General features: G+C 68.2%; 14 protein-coding genes. 5 read left to right on the plus strand and 9 right to left on the minus strand.

Annotation, left to right across the window (positions count from 1 at the left end):
* Window positions 1–200 precede the first annotated feature (200 nt).
* The 8 genes from RCO38_RS21950 to RCO38_RS21985 form a co-directional block, all read right to left on the minus strand.
* Window positions 201–1,043: a polysaccharide biosynthesis/export family protein gene (locus RCO38_RS21950; RefSeq protein WP_308330588.1), complete on the minus strand. Its 843-nt coding sequence runs from the start codon at window positions 1,041–1,043 to the stop codon at window positions 201–203.
* A 254-nt stretch (window positions 1,044–1,297) separates the two neighbouring features.
* Window positions 1,298–1,774 (minus strand): hypothetical protein, encoded by a 477-nt coding sequence (locus RCO38_RS21955; protein ID WP_308330589.1) that lies wholly within the window; start codon window positions 1,772–1,774, stop codon window positions 1,298–1,300.
* Window positions 1,775–1,828: 54 nt separating this feature from the next.
* A complete protein-coding gene (locus tag RCO38_RS21960; protein ID WP_308330590.1) occupies window positions 1,829–3,772 on the minus strand; it encodes a carboxypeptidase-like regulatory domain-containing protein in 1,944 nt (647 codons plus the stop codon).
* Window positions 3,769–4,554 (minus strand): COG1470 family protein, encoded by a 786-nt coding sequence (locus RCO38_RS21965; RefSeq protein WP_308330591.1) that lies wholly within the window; start codon window positions 4,552–4,554, stop codon window positions 3,769–3,771. The genes RCO38_RS21960 and RCO38_RS21965 overlap by 4 nt, the downstream gene beginning before the upstream one ends.
* Before the next feature lie 9 nt (window positions 4,555–4,563).
* Window positions 4,564–5,022 (minus strand): hypothetical protein, encoded by a 459-nt coding sequence (locus RCO38_RS21970; protein ID WP_308330592.1) that lies wholly within the window; start codon window positions 5,020–5,022, stop codon window positions 4,564–4,566.
* Window positions 5,019–5,651: a hypothetical protein gene (locus RCO38_RS21975; RefSeq protein ID WP_308330593.1), complete on the minus strand. Its 633-nt coding sequence runs from the start codon at window positions 5,649–5,651 to the stop codon at window positions 5,019–5,021. The genes RCO38_RS21970 and RCO38_RS21975 overlap by 4 nt, the downstream gene beginning before the upstream one ends.
* A gap of 89 nt (window positions 5,652–5,740) precedes the next feature.
* On the minus strand, window positions 5,741–6,334 hold the full coding sequence (locus RCO38_RS21980; RefSeq protein ID WP_308330594.1) for a hypothetical protein: 594 nt from the start codon (window positions 6,332–6,334) through the stop codon (window positions 5,741–5,743).
* Between the two features lie 200 nt (window positions 6,335–6,534).
* Complete coding sequence (locus tag RCO38_RS21985) at window positions 6,535–7,044, minus strand: Lrp/AsnC family transcriptional regulator (protein ID WP_308330595.1); 510 nt, start codon at window positions 7,042–7,044, stop codon at window positions 6,535–6,537.
* Between the two features lie 180 nt (window positions 7,045–7,224).
* Between RCO38_RS21985 and RCO38_RS21990 the strand changes: the two genes are divergently transcribed.
* From RCO38_RS21990 to RCO38_RS22010, 5 genes are all read left to right on the plus strand, one after another.
* Window positions 7,225–10,818 (plus strand): indolepyruvate ferredoxin oxidoreductase family protein, encoded by a 3,594-nt coding sequence (locus RCO38_RS21990; protein WP_308330596.1) that lies wholly within the window; start codon window positions 7,225–7,227, stop codon window positions 10,816–10,818.
* A gap of 145 nt (window positions 10,819–10,963) precedes the next feature.
* On the plus strand, window positions 10,964–11,287 hold the full coding sequence (gene yajC / locus RCO38_RS21995; RefSeq protein ID WP_066159282.1) for a preprotein translocase subunit YajC: 324 nt from the start codon (window positions 10,964–10,966) through the stop codon (window positions 11,285–11,287).
* Window positions 11,288–11,311: 24 nt separating this feature from the next.
* A complete protein-coding gene (gene secD, locus RCO38_RS22000) occupies window positions 11,312–13,192 on the plus strand; it encodes a protein translocase subunit SecD (RefSeq protein WP_308330597.1) in 1,881 nt (626 codons plus the stop codon).
* Window positions 13,193–13,206: 14 nt separating this feature from the next.
* Window positions 13,207–14,163 (plus strand): protein translocase subunit SecF, encoded by a 957-nt coding sequence (gene secF / locus RCO38_RS22005; RefSeq protein ID WP_308330598.1) that lies wholly within the window; start codon window positions 13,207–13,209, stop codon window positions 14,161–14,163.
* 92 nt (window positions 14,164–14,255) lie between these two features.
* Window positions 14,256–16,664 (plus strand): DUF1631 family protein, encoded by a 2,409-nt coding sequence (locus RCO38_RS22010; RefSeq protein ID WP_308330600.1) that lies wholly within the window; start codon window positions 14,256–14,258, stop codon window positions 16,662–16,664.
* Between the two features lies 1 nt (window position 16,665).
* On the opposite strand, the gene dprA is transcribed toward RCO38_RS22010, so the two are convergent.
* The gene (gene dprA / locus RCO38_RS22015) at window positions 16,666–17,757 is read right to left on the minus strand and encodes a DNA-processing protein DprA (protein ID WP_308330602.1); all 1,092 of its coding nucleotides are present in this window, start codon (window positions 17,755–17,757) and stop codon (window positions 16,666–16,668) included.
* Window positions 17,758–17,761 lie beyond the last annotated feature (4 nt).

Raw genomic sequence — 17,761 nt, forward strand, 5'->3', positions numbered from 1 at the left:
GAACATCGGGCCGTAAGTCTTTCGTGCACCAGCGTGGCGGCCCGCCTGTTGCACCTGCAGACGAAAGAAACAGATCCCGGACATGTCAGGCCCCGATAGCGGGCGCCGCACTGCAAATTGGTGCGTCGGAGGGGCGGGTGGAGGGCGGGTCCGGGCGCCCGGCCGCTGCCACGAAGAAAGGGCTCTGAGGGCCCTTTTCTTTATTTGAAGGGGTTGATGGTGTCCAGAATGTCGCGGAACAGCGAGTCGCGCAGCGCCGTGCGTTTGGGGTTGCGCTTGACCACGATCACGTCGTCCGACTGCACGAGGGGGTCGGGCACTGCGCCCGAGCGGATCTTTTCGAGGTCGAACACCAGCGGATCGGCCGGCCGGCCCTGGGCGTTTCGGAACAGCATGATCTCGCTGAGTTCGGCGTACTGGGCCCCGCCGCCGGCCAGGGCCAGGGCGCGCAGCAGCGTCAGCTGGCCGGTCACCGGGTAGATGCCCGGTTTGGCCACCGCGCCCTCGATCGTGATGCGCTGCGTCGTGAACTCCTTGATGAAGACCGACACCTGTGGGTTCTGCAGGTAGTTTTCGCCGTACTTCTGGGCCAGCTGGGCCTCGGCCTCCTGGGCCGTGAGGCCGGCCAGCTGGACGCTCCCGATCAGCGGCAGCGAGACCGCGCCAGAGCCGTTCACCCGCACCGAGCGCTTCATGTCGGGCACCCCGAACACGTCGAACTCCAGCAAGTCGTTGGCACCGATGCGGTAATCGGACTTGACGGCGGCCAGCGAGTTCAGAGGTGCCACATCGGCCGGGGTCGGGGCCGCCCCCGCGCCCTTGGTGGTGCCGACGGCGGCCGCGCTCTCGGTGACCACCGGGCGGGCCGGCTGCCGGCTGCTGTCCACCGGGGTCTGCAGGGGCTCCTGCTGGAGGGGCTGCACGGGCGTCTGGGCGAACGCCGCGCCCGCAAAGACGGAACCGAGCAGCAGCGCCCGCCGGAAGGGCTTGAGGTGCGGTCGGGAGGTCCCGGTGCCGCGGTGGTGCGTGGTGTTGATGTCCATGTGTTCCAGTTCCCTGAACTCCTGCGCCCGAGCCCGTCGGGGAAGGTGCTGGTGTGCCCGTGGACCGGGGCCGCGCGAGAAGGAGCGTTGCAGAAAGAGCAAGACCTGCGCCAAGAGGGTGCCAAGAGGTCTTTTGACTTCAGTCGATCATGGCACACCGTCGCCCCGTGTGGGGTGCGCTGTTTCCATTCCACACAAGAAACCGGGCGTGCTGACGCACCCTGCCCATGGCGGGACGGAGGGTGGCGGCTGTCTCAGATGGCCGAAATATCGGTCTGCACCGGCCAGTGCATGGCCTGGGCGCCCGGTGCGTGCACGCCGAACTCGTGCCGCAGCACCATGGTGTAGCGCCCGGGGCGGTCGCTGCACAGGCGGTAGGCCTGGCCCGCTGATTCAAGGGTCACGCCGGGTTCGGGGACCGCCTGCACCTGCCACTGCTCGACCTCGGGCGATCGCAGCCGCAGCGTGACGCAGAAGCCCCGTTTCATGTTCGAGAGCACCACCAGGCGCTGCTGGCCCCCGAGCGAACCGTCGGCGTCGCTGGTGAGCTGAGGCGGGTGGCTGTTCTCCAGCACCCGCATCACGGGCGGCACGATGATGCGGAAATCCAGCGCCCCGCTGGCGGCCGGCGCCGTGGTCGCGAGCTGCGCTTCTCCCTGGCCGGCCACCGGGGCCAGCACCAGGCCCAGGCAGACAACCAGGGCAGACAGACGGCGGTGTGCGGGCTTCATGCCCGCTGTATCGGCGCGCCGGGCGCGGACTTGACCGCTTGCCGATGTGCGGCGTCAGCGGGGCCGCTGCACCGGCAGGCTCAGTCGGGTCGTCTCGCGCAGGCGCACATCGATCGTGACCTGTCCGTCGTCGACCACGCTCCAGGGCAGCGGCAGGGTGTCGTTGCGCACGCTCACCGTGCGCGGACCGGCGGCCACGAAGGGGAAGCTGAAGCGGCCCTGCGCGTCGGTGCGCACCGCGTACCGGTTGTCGAGCGCGACGGTCACGCCGGGCGCCCCGGTTTCGCTGGCGTCCTGCGTGCCGCTGGCGTTGTCGTCGAAATACACGATGCCTTCGATGCGGCCACCGCCCTCCTGGGGCCGGCCGCCCAGCGGAACATTGCGGCTGCCCGCTTCGTCCTCGTACCGCAGCAGCACCAGGAAGCTGCGGTCGCTGTTGCCGGTGGTGGTCGTGGGCAGCGGCGCCAGCGGGTCCAGCGGCCGGCGCTCCGGCGTCTGACCGATTGCGCGGGTGTACTGGCCGCTGATGCTCCAGTGGCGGTTCAGGCGCCACTGGGCGCCCAGGTTCAGGTTGTGGCGCTGCTGGCCGTTGTCGCGCCGCTCGGTGCCGAGCTGGCCGCGCAGGTCGGCACCGTTGCTCAGCGGGGCCTGCAGCGCGAGCGCACCGGACCAGAAGTTGTCGCTGCCCTGATTGGCGGCGTAGCGGCCCATGCCCAGGGTGGACGAAAGGGTCCAGCCCAGTGGCACGTCCCATTCCTGGTCGTAGCTCAGCACCCGCGCGGGGCCCTGGAGGTCGGCGCCGCCGGCCAGTTCGAGCCGCCATCCGCTCTGGCCCCAGTCGTTGGTGCGGCGCCAGTCGGCGAAGCTGTTCCAGGCCTGGCCATCGAAACGGCGCAGTGCGGCACCGGCGCTGAACTGGTTGTCCCGGTCGATGCGCCAGCGCGCGCTGGCCGAGGCGTAGCTGCCGTTGCCCACCCGCCCGCTGACCGAGCGCAGCCAGTCGTAGGAGGCTTCTGCCGACCACTGGCGGGTGCGCCACTGGCTGCGCAGGGTGGCGCCCTGCACGTCGGACGGCATGGCCTGCGCGGCCCAACTCAGACCGGGGTCGAGCCGGTACAGGCTCAGGCCGTGCTGGCGCGGGCCCTCGTCCCATTCGCTGTCCACCCAGACGCCCTGGGCGCTCACGCCCCCCGCGCCGGTGCGGCTGCTCACCAGCTGGGCCTGGCTGCGGTGGCTGGCGCTGTCCCGCCGCAGGGCGAGGTGGCTGGCGTCGGCGTCGGTGCGTCCCGAGGGGTTGTCCAGCGAGGCGCTGGTGAGCACATCGGTGGCGCGTTCGTGCTGCAGGGCGAGCGTCCAGCCGTCGGGTTCGGTGGCGCGCGCGCCGGGGCTGCGCCACTGCGCGCCAGCCAGGTGGCGCCGTCCGCCCAGGCCCTGGAACCCGGTCACCGGCTGGCTGGTGAGCTGGCCGGGCTCGCCGCCCGCGGCCAGCAGCTGCAGCCCCTGTCCCGTGTGTTCCCACTGGCCGCCGAGCCCGCGCAGCTGGGTACTCGGGAGCAGCACGCGCGAGGGCAGGCGCGACAGGTCGGTACCGGGGGCGGTGATCACGCCCAGATCGTGGTCGCCGGTCCAGCCGCCGGGCAGCGGCAGTGCGCGCTGGCGCAGCGTCAGGGTGTATTCGCGCGGGCTGGGCGAGACGCTGCCGTCCATCGACAGCATGCCGTGGTTGGGGGTTTCGATCAGGCCTTCCAGGGCGTAGGCCAGGCGGGCGCGGCGCGAGGCGTCAAAGGCCTGGTTGCCGAGCCGGGTCTCCAGGCGCAGGTAGCGCGGCCAGCCGCCGCGGTCGTAGTCGTTCTGGCCGTCGTTCTCGTCGGCCAGTGGCGCCAGGCCCTCAATGATCCGGTCCTCGTAGGGCGCGGGAGCGGGGGCATTGGCCGCGGTCTGCGCCTGCGCTGCGCCCAGTGCCAGGGCGCCGGCCAGCAGCCACCCTCCCCGGATCATGGGGCGAAGCTCGCGTCCAGCGGCAGCTTGTTCTTGCCGGATTCCAGCTGGCCCCGGACCTTGATCGGAAAACGCAGCGTGGGTGCGTTCTTGCCGTCGACCGCCACCGGCGCGAGGGCGATGCGGCGGGTCTCGCCGGGCAGGATGGGCAGGTCGGCGGGCGACATCTCGGCGCTCTGGCCGGCAGCGTCGGTGGCGTCCAGGAAACCCTCGACCCGGCCGGTGGCGGTGCCGGTGTTGCGCACCCGCACGGTGGCGGTGGGCTGGCCGTTGGCCTGGACAGTCTCGGTGCCGGCGATCGACAGGGCCGGCGCCACGTCGCCGATGGCGGCGTAGACGATGACGCCGATGCGTCCGCCGACCGGGAAGCTGACCGCACCCTCGACCTTGGCGGCCTCCAGGCCCTCCACCATGATGGCGAAGCGGCACTCGCGCGGCGGGGTGCCGGCTGGCGGGGCGATCTCGAAGCGGTAGCGGTAGCGGGCCCCGGGCTGCAGGGTCAGCTCGCGCCGTTCGATCGCCACCCAGGGGCGGCAGCTGTCCGGGGCCAGTTCGTTCGTGAACGCGACCTGGTGGTCGGCATCGAGCGTCCAGTCGTTGGTGTAGATGCGGTAGTTGCCGGGGGCGCGGCCGACGTGCTGGATTTCGAGCACCTGGCGCAGCGGCTGGCCGGCCACGGTCCTGACCTCGAAGCGCGGCGGCGAGATGAAGGCGGCAAAGCCCTGGGCCCAGGCCATCGCGGGCAGCAGGACGAGCAGGGAAAATGAAACGAGGCGGCGCATGTCGGCGGGTCAGTCGGTGTCGAACTCGAAGTGGAAGTTCAGGCGGCGGCTGGCGCTCTGCCAGTCGGGGCCGGAGCGCAGGCGCACCTGCATCTGGTCGCGCAGGCTGTCGGCGCCGATGGTGCCGGCCCAGACCAGTGCACGCTCGCCCGAGACCAGGCGGCCCGAGCGCAGCGGGCCGTTGGTGGTCCAGACGGCTTCGATGGATGAGGCTTGGTCGAGCGGCAGCACCATGTAGATGCGCCCGCTGCGTCCCACCCAGTCGCGGGTGTCGATGTGCAGGTGCACGCGGACCCAGGTTTCCATGCCGCCGTCGCGGTCGCCCGGGGTCTGGGGCAGCCACTCCATCTGCGCGGTGGGCGGCGTGGTGTGGCTCAGCGAGTCGTCCAGGCGGTGGGTGCCCGCGCTGGCGGAGGCGCAGGCGCTGGCCAAGGCCAGCACCAGGCCGGTCAGGAGACTTGTGTTCACGGGCTGCTCAGGGTGTAGGTGACCCGGCCGTTGTAGGTGCCGGCGGCGCGGATGGCGCTGTTGGCGTAGCGGAACGTGTGACAGTTCTCTATATAGGTATTGGCCGGGATCGTGGTCAGGGTCTGGGTGCCACCGTTGAAGGTCCCGGCCGGGATCACGTTGGGCACGCCGCTGCCCGCCGCCGAGACGGTCCAGCTGATCTCGCTGAACGGGATGGTGTCGCCCGCAGTGGTGGTCAGGCTGGCGGGCGAGGTGACGCGCAGCGTGGCGCTGGCGGGCCCATTGTTGTTGTTGCTGCGCCGGTAGGAGGCGCCGATCATTACCTGCGCGGACGGCGTCGGGCAGGTGCTGTAGCCGTCCCCGTAGAGGCTGGTCGATTGCGTGCTGTTGCTGGTCATGGCCTGCGGAGCGCCCGACAGCAGCTGGGCGGCGGTGAGGTTGGCCGAGACGAGATTGACCGTGCCATTGTTGCCGTCGGCGGTGCCGTTGCCGACGTGCAGGAAGACCCGGCGCGTGGCGCTGGCGATGGTCAGAGACCAGGCCTGTGCCGGCAGCGCCTGCAGCCCGGCGCTCACCACCAGACCGGCGCCGATCAGGCGCAGCAGGGAGGGGGTCGGGGCGGTCTTCATGGCTGTGTCGTGTTCCGCCACCGGTGGTGCGGACACCAGGGAGCGGGCGACCGCCGGCGCAGGCCGGCCAGCGGTCGGGCGGCGCCAGGTCAGGGCATGGCCGCGGTGTAGGTCACGCGGCCGTTGGTGGTGCCGTAGGTGCCTGGAGCGACCACGGCCGAGTTGGCGTAGCTGAAGGTCCAGTTGGCCGAGCGGTCGGTGATCTTGGTGCCCGACGACAGAGTGACGTTGCTGGCCACGCCGGCGCCGGTCAGCGGGATGGCCGGGCTGGGCAGGGCCGCCAGGCTGGAGGTGGCCGTGATCTGCGACCAGGCAATGGTGTCGGCCGTGCCGTTGGTCAGGGCGCCGGTGGTGTTGGCGGTCAGGGTGATCTGGCCGTTGTTGCCCACCACGCGCACCGGCACCACGTTGCCGGTGATGGTGCCTGCCGCCGCACCCGTGCCGATGGCCGAGGGGTTGCTGCTGTAGTCGAAGGTCACCGTATCGATGGTGGAGTTGGCGGTCAGGCCGGCAGCGCCGGTGCCCACGCCGAGGAACAGCACGCGCGGGACCACGATGCGGAAATCCAGACGGGCGTTGGCATCGCCGGTGCCGACGGTCAGCTGCGACTCGGCCGATGCGAGCAGGGGGGTGGCCAGGGCCAGGGCCAGGGCGGACTTGAGGATCAGGGAGGACTTGTTCACGACGTTTCCTTCTTCAGGGTTGCGCAGCGCCGATGAACACTTTCTGATGCCATCGTCCCGCTGCTGAGCAGGCCGCACTGTACGCAGCCAGTCCCCTGGAGCCAAGAGACAAGGCGGGAAAAAGTCACACTTTTCAAAGACTTGGCCGCCATTCCCGACCCAGCGGTCAAACCAAGGGGATAAGCGGTAACAAAAAGTGCTCAAGTTTTGGATCGGTTCGCCGAGCCGACACTTTGGTTCGCAAGATGCCCCAGTGGCAGCGCGCTGCTGGCCTTGACCTCACCGAGCGAAAAGCTGGTGTGCAGGTCTTTCACGTTGGGCAGGTGGATCAGCACCTCGCGCGCGAAGCGGCTGAACTCGGCCAGATCGGGACACACCACCTGCAGCTCGAAGGTGCCCGAGCCGCTGATGTAGTGACAGCTGACGATCTCCGGGATCTGCCGGATGGCCTTCTCCATCTGGCCCAGCGCGTCGCCGCTGTTGCGTTCGGCGTCCAGCCGCACGAAGGCCAGCACACCCAGGCCGATCTTGCTGCGGTTGAGCTCGGCCCGGTAGCCGGTGATGAAGCCCGCCTCCTCCAGCGCCCGCACCCGGCGCCAGCAGGGCGCGGCCGACAGCCCGACCCGGCTGGCCAGCTCGGCGTTGGTCAGCCGGCCGTCGGCCTGCAGTTGGTTCAGGATGGCCAGGTCGAACTTGTCCAGTGTTTCCATGAATCCGTATTTTGAGAAAGACTCTTTCTTGAATATCGCAAAACCGGGCACGAAAAGCAAACACCTGTCGGCGACCGGGGCATACACTGAGCGGCACACTGGCACCAGCCTACCCGGCTGTCTGTTGGTCACCGATCCGCCCACAAGGCGGGCCATTCCACCCCTGCAGGAGACAACAAGATGAACGCCCCACTGCCCGAGCACATCCGTCGCGCGCTCGAAACCGTCACGCTGGACGACAAATACGCCCTGGACCACGGGCCCGCCTTCATGAGCGGGGTCCAGGCCCTGGTGAAGCTGCCGATGCTGCAGCGCCAGCGCGATGCCATGGTCGGCAAGAACACCGCGGGCTTCGTCAGCGGCTACCGGGGCTCGCCCCTGGGTGGCTACGACCAGGCGCTGCAGAAGGCCGCGCCCTATCTGAAACAGCAGAACGTGGTGTTCCAGCCCGGGGTCAACGAGGAGCTGGCGGCCACGGCCGTGTGGGGTACGCAGCAGCTGGGTTTCGCGCCCAAGGGCAGCAACAAGTTCGACGGGGTGTTCGGCATCTGGTACGGCAAGGGCCCGGGCGTGGACCGCTGCTCCGACGTGTTCAAGCACGCCAACATGGCCGGCACCACGCCCTGGGGCGGCGTGATCGCGGTGGCCGGTGACGACCACGTGGCCAAGAGCTCCACAGCGGCCCACCAGAGCGACCACATTTTCAAGGCCTGCGGCCTGCCGGTGTTCTTCCCGTCCACGGTGCAGGAGATCCTGGATCTCGGTCTGCACGCGTTTGCCATGAGCCGCTTCAGCGGCGTGTGGACCGGCATGAAGACGATCCAGGAGATCGTCGAGTCCAGCGCCACCGCCATGATCGATCCCGAGCGGGTGCAGATCGTGATTCCCGAGTTCGACATGCCGCCGGGCGGCCTGCACATCCGCTGGCCCGACGCGGCGCTGGACCAGGAGGCGCGGCTGTTCGACTACAAGTGGTACGCGGCGCTGGCCTACGTGCGCGCCAACAAGCTCAACCACAACGTGATCGACGGCCCGCACGACCGCTTCGGCCTGATCGCCAGCGGCAAGGCCTTCAACGACACGCGCCAGGCCCTGCTCGACCTGGGTCTGGACGACGCCACCTGCCGCCAGCTGGGCATCCGCCTGCACAAAGTGGCCGTGGTGTGGCCGCTGGAAGCGGGCATCACGCGCGAGTTCGCCACCGGGTTGCGCGAGATCCTGGTGGTGGAAGAGAAGCGCCAGGTCATCGAATACCAGCTCAAGGAAGAGCTCTACAACTGGCGCCCGGACGTGCGCCCCAACGTGCTGGGCAAGTTCGACGAGGTCGAAGGCGATTACTCGGGCGGCGAGTGGAGCCGCCCCAACCCCAGCAGCCACCAGCTGCTGCGTGCGAACGCCGACCTGAACCCGGCCCTGATCGCGCGCGCCATTGCGCGGCGCCTGAAGAAGCTGGGCATTCCCTCGGACATCGAGGCCCGCATCGACGCACAGCTGGCCATCCTCGACGCGCAGGAGCGCTCGACCCAGACCCTGCTGGCCGGTGCCTCGGCCGACGCCAACCGCCAGCCTTGGTTCTGTTCGGGCTGCCCGCACAACACCTCGACCCGCGTGCCCGAAGGCTCGCGCGCCATGGCCGGCATCGGCTGCCACTTCATGACCATCTGGATGGACCGCGCCACCGTGGGCTTCACCCAGATGGGCGGCGAGGGCGTGCCCTGGGTCGGCCAGCAGCCGTTCAGCAACGACCAGCACATGTTCGCCAACCTGGGCGACGGCACCTACTTCCACAGCGGCCTGCTGGCGGTGCGCCAGAGCATTGCCTCGGGCGTGAACATCACCTACAAGATCCTCTACAACGACGCGGTCGCCATGACCGGTGGCCAGCAGGTGGGCGAACGGCCCGAGGGCCACTCGGTCGTGCAGATCGCGCAGAGCATGCGCGCCGAGGGCGCGGTCAAGATCACCATCGTCACCGACGAGCCGGAGAAGTACGCGGCGGTGCAGGGGCTGCCCAGCGGCATCGCCATCCAGCACCGCGACACCCTGGATGCCGTGCAGCGCGAGTTCCGCGAGATCAAGGGCACGACGGTCATCATCTACGACCAGACCTGCGCCACCGAAAAGCGCCGCCGCCGCAAGCGCGGCACCATGGCGGAGCCGGACAAACGGGTGGTCATCAACGAGCTGGTCTGCGAGGGCTGCGGCGACTGCGGCGAGCAGAGCAACTGCCTTTCCGTGGAGCCGCTGGAGACCGAGTTCGGCCGCAAGCGCCGCATCAACCAGAGCAGCTGCAACAAGGACTTCTCCTGCGTCAAGGGCTTCTGCCCCAGCTTCGTCACCGTTCAGGGCGGCCAGCTGCGCAAGAAGGACAAGAAGGGCGCGGCCCTGGCCTGGTCCGGCGCCGAGCCGCCGCTGCCGCGCCTGCCCCAGCTGACCGACGAGGCCTGGGGCATCGTGGTGGCCGGTGTGGGCGGCACGGGTGTCATCACCATCGGCCAGTTGCTGGGCATGGCCGCGCACATCGAAGGCAAGGGCATCGTCACGCAGGACGCAGCGGGCCTGGCGCAAAAGGGTGGCGCGACCTGGAGCCATGTGCTGATCGGCGCCAGCCAGGACCACATCCGCACCACGCGCGTGGGCACGGCCTCGGCCGACCTGGTGATCGGCTGCGACCCCCTCGTGGCCGCCGGCAAGGAGACGCTGCAGCGCCTGCGCGCCGGCCGCAGCCATGTGGCCCTGAACACCAGCGCCACCCCCACGGCCGCGTTCGTGAAGAACCCGCAGTGGCAGAACCCGGCGCAGGCCTGTGTGGAGTCGCTGGTCGCCGCGCTGGGCGATGCCGCGGTCGGCCGTTTCGACGCCGAAGCCGCCGCCACGCGACTGATGGGCGACTCGATCTACACCAACCCCATGATGCTGGGCTACGCGTGGCAGAAGGGCTGGGTGCCGCTGGGGCTGGAGTCGCTGATGCGCGCCATCGAGCTCAATGCGGTGCAGGTGGAGAAGAACAGGCAGGCCTTCGAATGGGGCCGCCGCGCCGCCCACGACCCGCAGGCCATGGCGGCGCTGCTGGCGCCGGCCACCCCGGCACAGGTGATCCAGTTCAAGAAGCGCGACACCGTCGAGGAACTGGTGGCGCGTCGCGTCGAGTTCCTGACGGCCTACCAGAACGCCGCCTACGCCCGGACCTACCAGGACTTCGTCGAGAAGGTGCGCCAGGCCGAAAGCCGCCTGGGCAAGACGGCGCTGACCGAGGCGGTGGCGCGCTACCTGTTCAAGCTGATGGCCTACAAGGACGAGTACGAGGTGGCGCGCCTGCACACCGACCCGGCCTTCCGGGCGCAGATCGCCGAGCAGTTCGAGGGCGACTACCGCCTGCAGCTGCACCTGGCGCCGCCGCTGTTCGCGAAGACGAACGACAAGGGCGAACTGATCAAGCAGACCTATGGCCCCTGGATGCTCAAGGCCATGGCGGTGCTGGCCCGATTCAAGGGTCTGCGCGGCACCGCGCTGGACGTGTTCGGCCGCACCGAGGAGCGCCGCACCGAGCGCGAACTGATCATGCGGTACCGCGCCGACATCGAGGGCCTGCTGGCCGGTCTGAACGCCGATTCCCATGCCCTCGCCCTGGAAGTCGCGCGCCTGCCCGAGCAGATCCGCGGCTACGGCCACGTCAAGGCCCGGCACCTGTCGGCCGTGCAGACCCGGCGCGAGCAGCTGCTGGCCCAGTGGCGCGAGAGCACCGCTGGCGCGCCGCGCAGCCGGGCCGCCTGAGCCAGGCCCCTGTCCGGCCAATCTCCCCCGGTCGCCGGCCTGGGGAGGCCGCGACTTACAATGACCGGTTCCGCCGCAAGGCCCGGCTGGGTGCGCCCACCGGGCCTTCGGTTTGTCCCCTGACCTTTTCGTTGGAGACCGTCCCGTGTTCATTTCTTCTGCATATGCCCAGGCCGCCGCAGGCGCCGGCGACACCCAGAGCACCCTGATCAGCATGCTGCCCTTGGTGCTGATGTTCGTGGTGCTGTACTTCGTGATGATCCGGCCCCAGATGAAGCGCCAGAAAGAGCACAAGGCCATGATCGAGGCCCTGGCCAAGGGCGACGAGATCGTGACCGCCGGCGGCTTCCTGGGCAAGGTCTCCAAGATCGGCGAGACCTACATCGGCGTGGAACTCGCCGACGGCATGGAAGTCCAGATGCAGCGCACCGCGGTTGTCCAGGTGCTGCCCAAGGGAACCATCAAGTAACCAGCCGGTGCCGAAGGCCCTGACATGAACCGTTATCCGCTCTGGAAGTACCTGGTCATCGCGCTGGCGCTGGTGATCGGGGTGCTGTATTCGCTGCCCAACCTGTTCGGCGAATCGCCGGCGGTGCAGGTTTCGGCCGCCCGCTCCTCCGTCAAGGTCGACGAGACCACGCTGACGCGGGTCGAGCAGGCACTGGGTCGTGAGAGCCTGACGCCCACGCTGACCCAGCTGGAGGGCGGCTCGGTCAGGGCCCGCTTCGATTCCACCGACAACCAGCTCAAGGCGCGCGACGCCATCGAGCGCACGCTCAATCCCGATCCAGCCAACCCGAGTTTTGTGGTGGCACTGAATCTGGTGCCGCGCACCCCGGCCTGGCTGGCGGGCATCGGTGCCGCACCGATGTACCTCGGCCTGGATCTGCGCGGGGGCGTGCACTTCATGCTGCAGGTCGACATGCCGGCGGCGCTGCAGCGCAAGACCGATGTGCTGGCCACCGACCTGCGCACCGCGCTGCGCGAGAAGAATGTGCGCCACGGTGGCATCCAGCGCAACGCGACGACCATTGAACTGCGCGCCCGTGACGAGGCCACCGCCACAGCGATCGAAAACCTGATCGCTGACCAGTTCGCCGATCTGCAGGTGGCGCGCGCGCCCGAAGGCGCCGAGTTCCGCCTCACGGCCACGCTCAAGCCGCAGGCGGCGCTGGCGGTGCAGTCCCAGGCGGTCAAGCAGAACATCACGACACTGCACAACCGGATCAACGAACTCGGGGTGGCGGAGCCGGTGATCCAGCAGCAGGGGGCTGACCGCATCGTGGTCCAACTGCCCGGCGTGCAGGACACGGCCAAGGCCAAGGACATTCTCGGCCGGACAGCGACCCTGGAGCTGCGGCTGGTGGACGAAAGCACCGAAGGGGTGGCGGCCGAGAGCGGTGTCGGCGTGGTCCCCTTCGGTTCGGAGAAATACCTCGAGCGCAACGGCCGCCCCGTGATCGTCAAGCGCGAGGTGCTGCTCACGGGCGAAAACCTCACCGATGCGCAGGCCGGCTTCGACGACCAGCAGCAGCCGGCGGTCCACCTCACGCTGGATGGCAAGGGCGCGCGCATCTTCCGCGACGTGACGCGCGAGAACATCAACAAGCGCATGGCCATCATCCTGTTCGAGAAGGGCAAGGGTGAGGTCGTGACGGCCCCCGTGATCCGTTCCGAGATCGGCGGCGGTCGCGTGCAGATCTCCGGCAGCATGACGACGGTCGAAGCCAACGACACCGCGCTGCTGCTGCGCGCCGGTTCGCTGGCCGCGCCAATGGAAATCATCGAAGAGCGCACCATCGGTCCGAGCCTGGGCAAGGAAAACATCGAGCGCGGCTTCAACAGCGTGATCTGGGGCTTCGTCGTGATCGTCGCCTTCATGTGTGTCTACTACATGCTGTTCGGCGTGTTCTCCAGCCTGGCGCTGGGTTTCAACCTCGTGCTGCTGGTGGCGGTGCTGTCGATGCTGCAGGCCACGCTGACGCTGCCGGGCATTGCCGCCATGGCACTTGCGCTGGGCATGGCCATCGACGCCAACGTGCTGATCAACGAGCGGGTGCGCGAGGAGCTGCGCAATGGCGCGTCGCCGCAGACCGCGATCAACATCGGCTACGACCACGCCTGGGGCACGATCCTGGACTCCAACGTCACCTCGCTGATCGCGGGCATCGCGTTGCTGATTTTCGGCTCCGGCCCGGTGCGCGGCTTTGCCGTGGTGCACTGCATCGGCATCCTGACCAGCATGTTTTCGGCCGTGGTGTTCTCGCGTGGCCTGGTCAATCTCTGGTACGGCCGGCAGAAGAAGCTCAAGAGCGTGTCGATCGGCACGGTGTGGCGCCCCGAGGGCGCCAATGCGGTGGGCAAGGCTGACTGACCGGGAAGAACAAGATGGAACTGTTTCGCATCCGCAAGGACATCCCTTTCATGCGCCACGCGCTGGTGCTCAACGCGATCTCGGTCGTGACTTTCGTGCTCGCGGTGTTTTTTCTCGTGACGCGTGGTCTGCACCTGTCGGTGGAGTTCACCGGTGGCACCGTGATGGAGGTGGCCTACCAGCAACCGGCCGATCTGGAGTCCGTGCGTTCGGTGATCGATGGGCTGGGCTACGCCGATGTGCCGGTGCAGAACTTCGGCACCTCGCAGGACGTGCTGCTGCGCCTGCCCGCCCGGCAGGGGCTCACCTCGGGCCAGCAGAGCGAGGCTGTGATGGCCGCCCTGAAGGCGCAGAACCCCAGTGTCCAGCTGCGCCGCACCGAATTTGTCGGTCCGCAGGTCGGGCAGGAACTGGTGGAGCACGGCCTGATGGCTCTGGGCCTGGTGATCGCAGGCATCATGATCTATCTGGCGGTGCGCTTCGAGTGGAAGTACGCGGTGTCGGCCATCATCGCCAACCTGCACGACGTGGTCATCATCCTGGGCTTCTTTGCCTTCTTCCAGTGGGAGTTTTCGCTCGCGGTGCTGGCGGCCGTGCTGGCGGTACTGGGCTACTCGGTCAACGAATCTGTTGTTATTTTTGATCGCATCCGTGAAACATTCCGCCGCCAGCGAAAAATGTCCACGGTTCAGATCATCGACCGCGCCATCACTTCGACCATCAGCCGGACCATCATCACGCACGGTTCGACGCAGATCATGGTGCTGTCCATGCTGCTGTTCGGCGGCCCGACGCTGCACTATTTCGCCATGGCCCTGACCATCGGCATCCTGTTCGGCATCTACTCCTCCGTATTCGTGGCGGCGGCTATCGCCATGTGGCTGGGGGTCAAGCGAGAGGACCTGATCAAGGCGTCGGCGAAGTCTGCGCCAGGCGATCCGGACGACCCCAACAGTGGGGCCGTGGTCTGATCCTGCGGGTCCGGTGGATGCTCCTGAAATGAGAGCGGAGCCCCGTGCGACGTGAAAAATGAATGTTTCCTTTCGTGTCATACTGATCTCCCGTGGCAACCTCCGATCAGCATGTTTCGTCCCTGGCCAAGCAGGCACGTGAACTCTTCGTGGTTCACGTGGGACGGACCCTGCCCGATCTGGTCAAGGCCTGTGAAAACAGACTGACCGCGATCCTGGATCAGGCCGGTCCGGCGCGTGAAATGCAGGACAGGCGGGACGCCTGGAGCGGGTTCCAGAAAAGCCAGGGGGCTTGGCTCAACCAGAGCCGCAAGGCCTTGCAGCGCACCTTGTTGCCGCGCACCACCCATTCCGGGCAGCAGACGCTGACTGGGCGGCTCGAACTGCTGGCCGAAGGGGCGATCGACGACCAGATTCTGGCGTCCCGCCTCGCCATGCGCGTGCTGGAGCAGGTGTCCACCGAACTCAACGAGTTGCGGCTGCGTGTTCAGCACCTGGAAAAGCGGCAGGAGCTGCCGCGGGGCGACGTGCTGCTGCCCGATGTCGTCTGCCGCATTCTGGTGGACCAGTGGCTGGACGTGCAGATGACCCGCGAAGCCTGGACGCTGGTGCAGGACGCCATCTCGCCGGTGCTGGCCCAATCAATGCTGGAGGCCTACAAGGCCGCCAACGAGTTCCTGGTTTCCAGCGGCGTGATGAAGGAGATCGACCTTCAGGCGCTGGTCAAGCGGTCCCCGGGCAGCCGGTCGACAATGCCCCCACCCGCCCCCCGTGGCGCTGCACCGCAGGCATCCACAGCGGGGGCGGACTGGGACGCAAGCTCGGGTCACGGCATGACGGGCGCTCCGTCGTTTTCCAGTGGCGAATCGGGCGGAGGTCTCGGCACCGGTGGTTCTGGCGGCAGTGCCTTCGCGGGCGCCCCTGCGACGGGGCGCACGCCTACAGGCATGGGCGTGCACGACGAAACCCGCATGATGACCCATTCGTCGCCGCTGGCCAGGGCCAGGATGAGGGCGCAAGGGGTGGTGGGTCGCCTGCGGCGGCTGCTGGCCGACAAGATTGGCGGCGATTTCGAAGCCACGCAGCTGCTGCCGTCGTCCCCGCGGCTGCAGCAGGCCATGCTGGACGTGGTGCCGATTCCGATGCCGGATGTGACCACCACCGGTTCGGGTGGCATACGGTCGGCCGCTCCTGCCATAGACCACTCGCACGTGGCCCAGGCGGCGTCGGCATTGCGCCAGCGCACGGCCGAACTCAAGCAGGCGGCATCGACGCCCTCCGAAAAGGCCACCGTCGAGGTGGTGGCCCTGATGTTCCAGAGCATCCTGGCCGAGGAGCGGATTCCTCCCAGCGTGAGGGTCTGGTTCGCGCGTCTGCAGATCCCGGTCCTGCGGGTGGCCCTGGCCGAGCCCGAGTTCTTCAGCGCGCTGCAGCACCCGGCGCGCCGTCTCATCGACCGAATGGGCGCTTGTGTGCTGGGCTTTGAGTCCAACGTCAGTTCTGCGGCCCTGGAGGCGGAGATCAAGCGGGTGGTGCAGGTCATCGAGCAGTACCCCGAGACCGGTCGTCGCGTTTTCCAGCTCGTGCTCGACGAGTTCCAGAAGTTCCTGTCCACCTACCTCAGCGAGCAGGGCGGAGCCAGCCGTTTCGTGAGCGTCGCACAGCAGGTGGAGCAGAAGGAAACGCTGTCGGTGCAGTACACCATCGAATTGCGCAAGCTGCTGGACGACATCACGGTGCGCGAAGAGGTGCGCGAGTTCCTGTTCAGGGTCTGGGTCGAGGTGCTGGCCGTCGCCAGTGTGAAGTACGGGGTCAAGCACGAAGAGACCGCCTCGCTCAAGCGGGTGGCCTCCGATCTGCTCTGGGCCGCCAGTGCCAAACCCAACCGCAACGACCGTGCCCGCGTCATCCAGCAGTTGCCGGGTCTTCTGCAGCGGCTTCGCCAGGGCATGAGCCTGCTGGGCTATTCACCCAGTGTGCAGGACGGGCACATCAAGTCGGTGAGCGATACGCTGGCCGATGCCTTCATGTCGCGCACCGAAGCCATCTCTCAGGAAAGCCTGGACAAGCTCTCCGAGCGGCTGGCGAATCTGGAGGATTACCTGCCGGACAGTGGTGTGGGCGATCTTGATCTCGACAACGAAAGCATCGAGATGATCACCGGGGTGGATGCCACCAACATCGAGGTGATCCGCCAGGGCGGCAGCCAGCCCACCGAGGCGATGAAGGCCTGGGCCCAGGAACTGCAGATCGGCTCCTGGTTCGGACTTGACCACAACGGCAAGCTCAACAGCGTGCAATTCGCCTGGCGAAGCGACCGGGGGCAGCTGTACCTGTTCGTGACCAATGTCGGTCGCTGCTTCCTGATCCAGGCCACGCGAGTGGCCGCTTACCTCCAGTCGGGCTTGCTGGTGCCCAGCGAAGACGAGGCGCTGACTGTGCGCGCGACCCGCGACGCGCTGGCCAAATTGGACGCCAATCCCGAGCGCTTGCTCGGCTGAATCACACCTGTCCGGTGCGCTGAAGCAGGCCGCCGGGGAGGCGCCCGACCTGCCCGTCCAGCTCCAGTTCCAGCAGACGGGCCTGCAGTGCGGCGGTGTCCAGTCCCGTGCGTGCCTGCAGGGCATCGAGACCGATGGGATCGAACCCCATGGCGCGCAGCACACCGTCTTGGTCGTCCGGCAGTGCAGGCTGGTGGGGTGTCTGGGGGGTGGACAGGTGCAGATCTTCAAGAATGTCCTGCGCGGACTCCACCAGTTTGGCGCCTTGCCGGATCAGCGCATGGCAGCCACGCGACTGTGGCGCATGGATCGAACCGGGAATCGCAAACACCTCCCGTCCCTGCTCCGCCGCCAGCCGGGCCGTGATCAGGGAACCGGACCGCACTGCGGCTTCGACCACCAGCGTGCCGTGGCCCAGACCCGCGATGATCCGGTTGCGCTGGGGAAAGTTGGCCGCCAGTGGAGGCGTGCCCAACAGGTATTCACTGATGAGTGCACCGGAGGCAGCGATGCGTCGGGCCAGTGCCGCGTGCCGTTGGGGGTACACGGTGTCCAGTCCGGTGCCGACCACGGCCAGTGTCTGGCCGCCGCCCTCCAGAGCCCCGGTGTGGGCCGCTCCATCCACGCCGAGGGCCAGGCCCGAGACCACACACAGACCCGATTCAGCCAGGCTGCGAGCAAACTGGCGCGCGTTCGCCTCCCCCTGCGGTGTGGGGTTGCGGCTGCCCACGACCGCCAGCTTGTGCGGATGGTCCACGGCGTCCAGCCGGCCCTGCACATGCAGCAGCAGGGGTGGGTCGGCGGTCTGGAGCAGGCTGGGCGGGTAGCGAGGATCGGCCAGCGTGATGAGATGCCGGTCGCTGTCCCCGGCCAGCCAGGCCTGCAGCCGTTCAAGGGCCGGGGCTAGCCCGGGCGGCTCCGACTGCAGTGCCCTCGCGATGCGGGCGTTGGTGACGGTTTCCCAGGCGCTGGGACCGTGCTTCCAGATGTCCGCGGGCAGACCGAACGCGGCCAGCAGGCGCCGAGCCGTGTCCCGGCCGACACCGGGGGTGAGCAGCAACCTGAGCCAGGCGGCCCATTCGTTCTGCTCCATGGGC

The sequence above is a fragment of the Hydrogenophaga pseudoflava genome (assembly GCF_031020795.1).
GTDB lineage: Bacteria > Pseudomonadota > Gammaproteobacteria > Burkholderiales > Burkholderiaceae_C > Hydrogenophaga > Hydrogenophaga pseudoflava_A.

Coding starts and splice junctions, on each gene's coding strand:
- secD (WP_308330597.1), top strand. CDS start 11,312: ATGAACCGTTATCCGCTCTGGAAGTACCTGGTCATCGCGCTGGCGCTG.
- RCO38_RS21985 (WP_308330595.1), bottom strand. CDS start 7,044: ATGGAAACACTGGACAAGTTCGACCTGGCCATCCTGAACCAACTGCAG.
- RCO38_RS21950 (WP_308330588.1), bottom strand. CDS start 1,043: ATGGACATCAACACCACGCACCACCGCGGCACCGGGACCTCCCGACCG.
- secF (WP_308330598.1), top strand. CDS start 13,207: ATGGAACTGTTTCGCATCCGCAAGGACATCCCTTTCATGCGCCACGCG.
- RCO38_RS21990 (WP_308330596.1), top strand. CDS start 7,225: ATGAACGCCCCACTGCCCGAGCACATCCGTCGCGCGCTCGAAACCGTC.
- RCO38_RS21965 (WP_308330591.1), bottom strand. CDS start 4,554: ATGCGCCGCCTCGTTTCATTTTCCCTGCTCGTCCTGCTGCCCGCGATG.
- dprA (WP_308330602.1), bottom strand. CDS start 17,757: ATGGAGCAGAACGAATGGGCCGCCTGGCTCAGGTTGCTGCTCACCCCC.
- RCO38_RS21960 (WP_308330590.1), bottom strand. CDS start 3,772: ATGATCCGGGGAGGGTGGCTGCTGGCCGGCGCCCTGGCACTGGGCGCA.
- RCO38_RS21975 (WP_308330593.1), bottom strand. CDS start 5,651: ATGAAGACCGCCCCGACCCCCTCCCTGCTGCGCCTGATCGGCGCCGGT.
- RCO38_RS21955 (WP_308330589.1), bottom strand. CDS start 1,774: ATGAAGCCCGCACACCGCCGTCTGTCTGCCCTGGTTGTCTGCCTGGGC.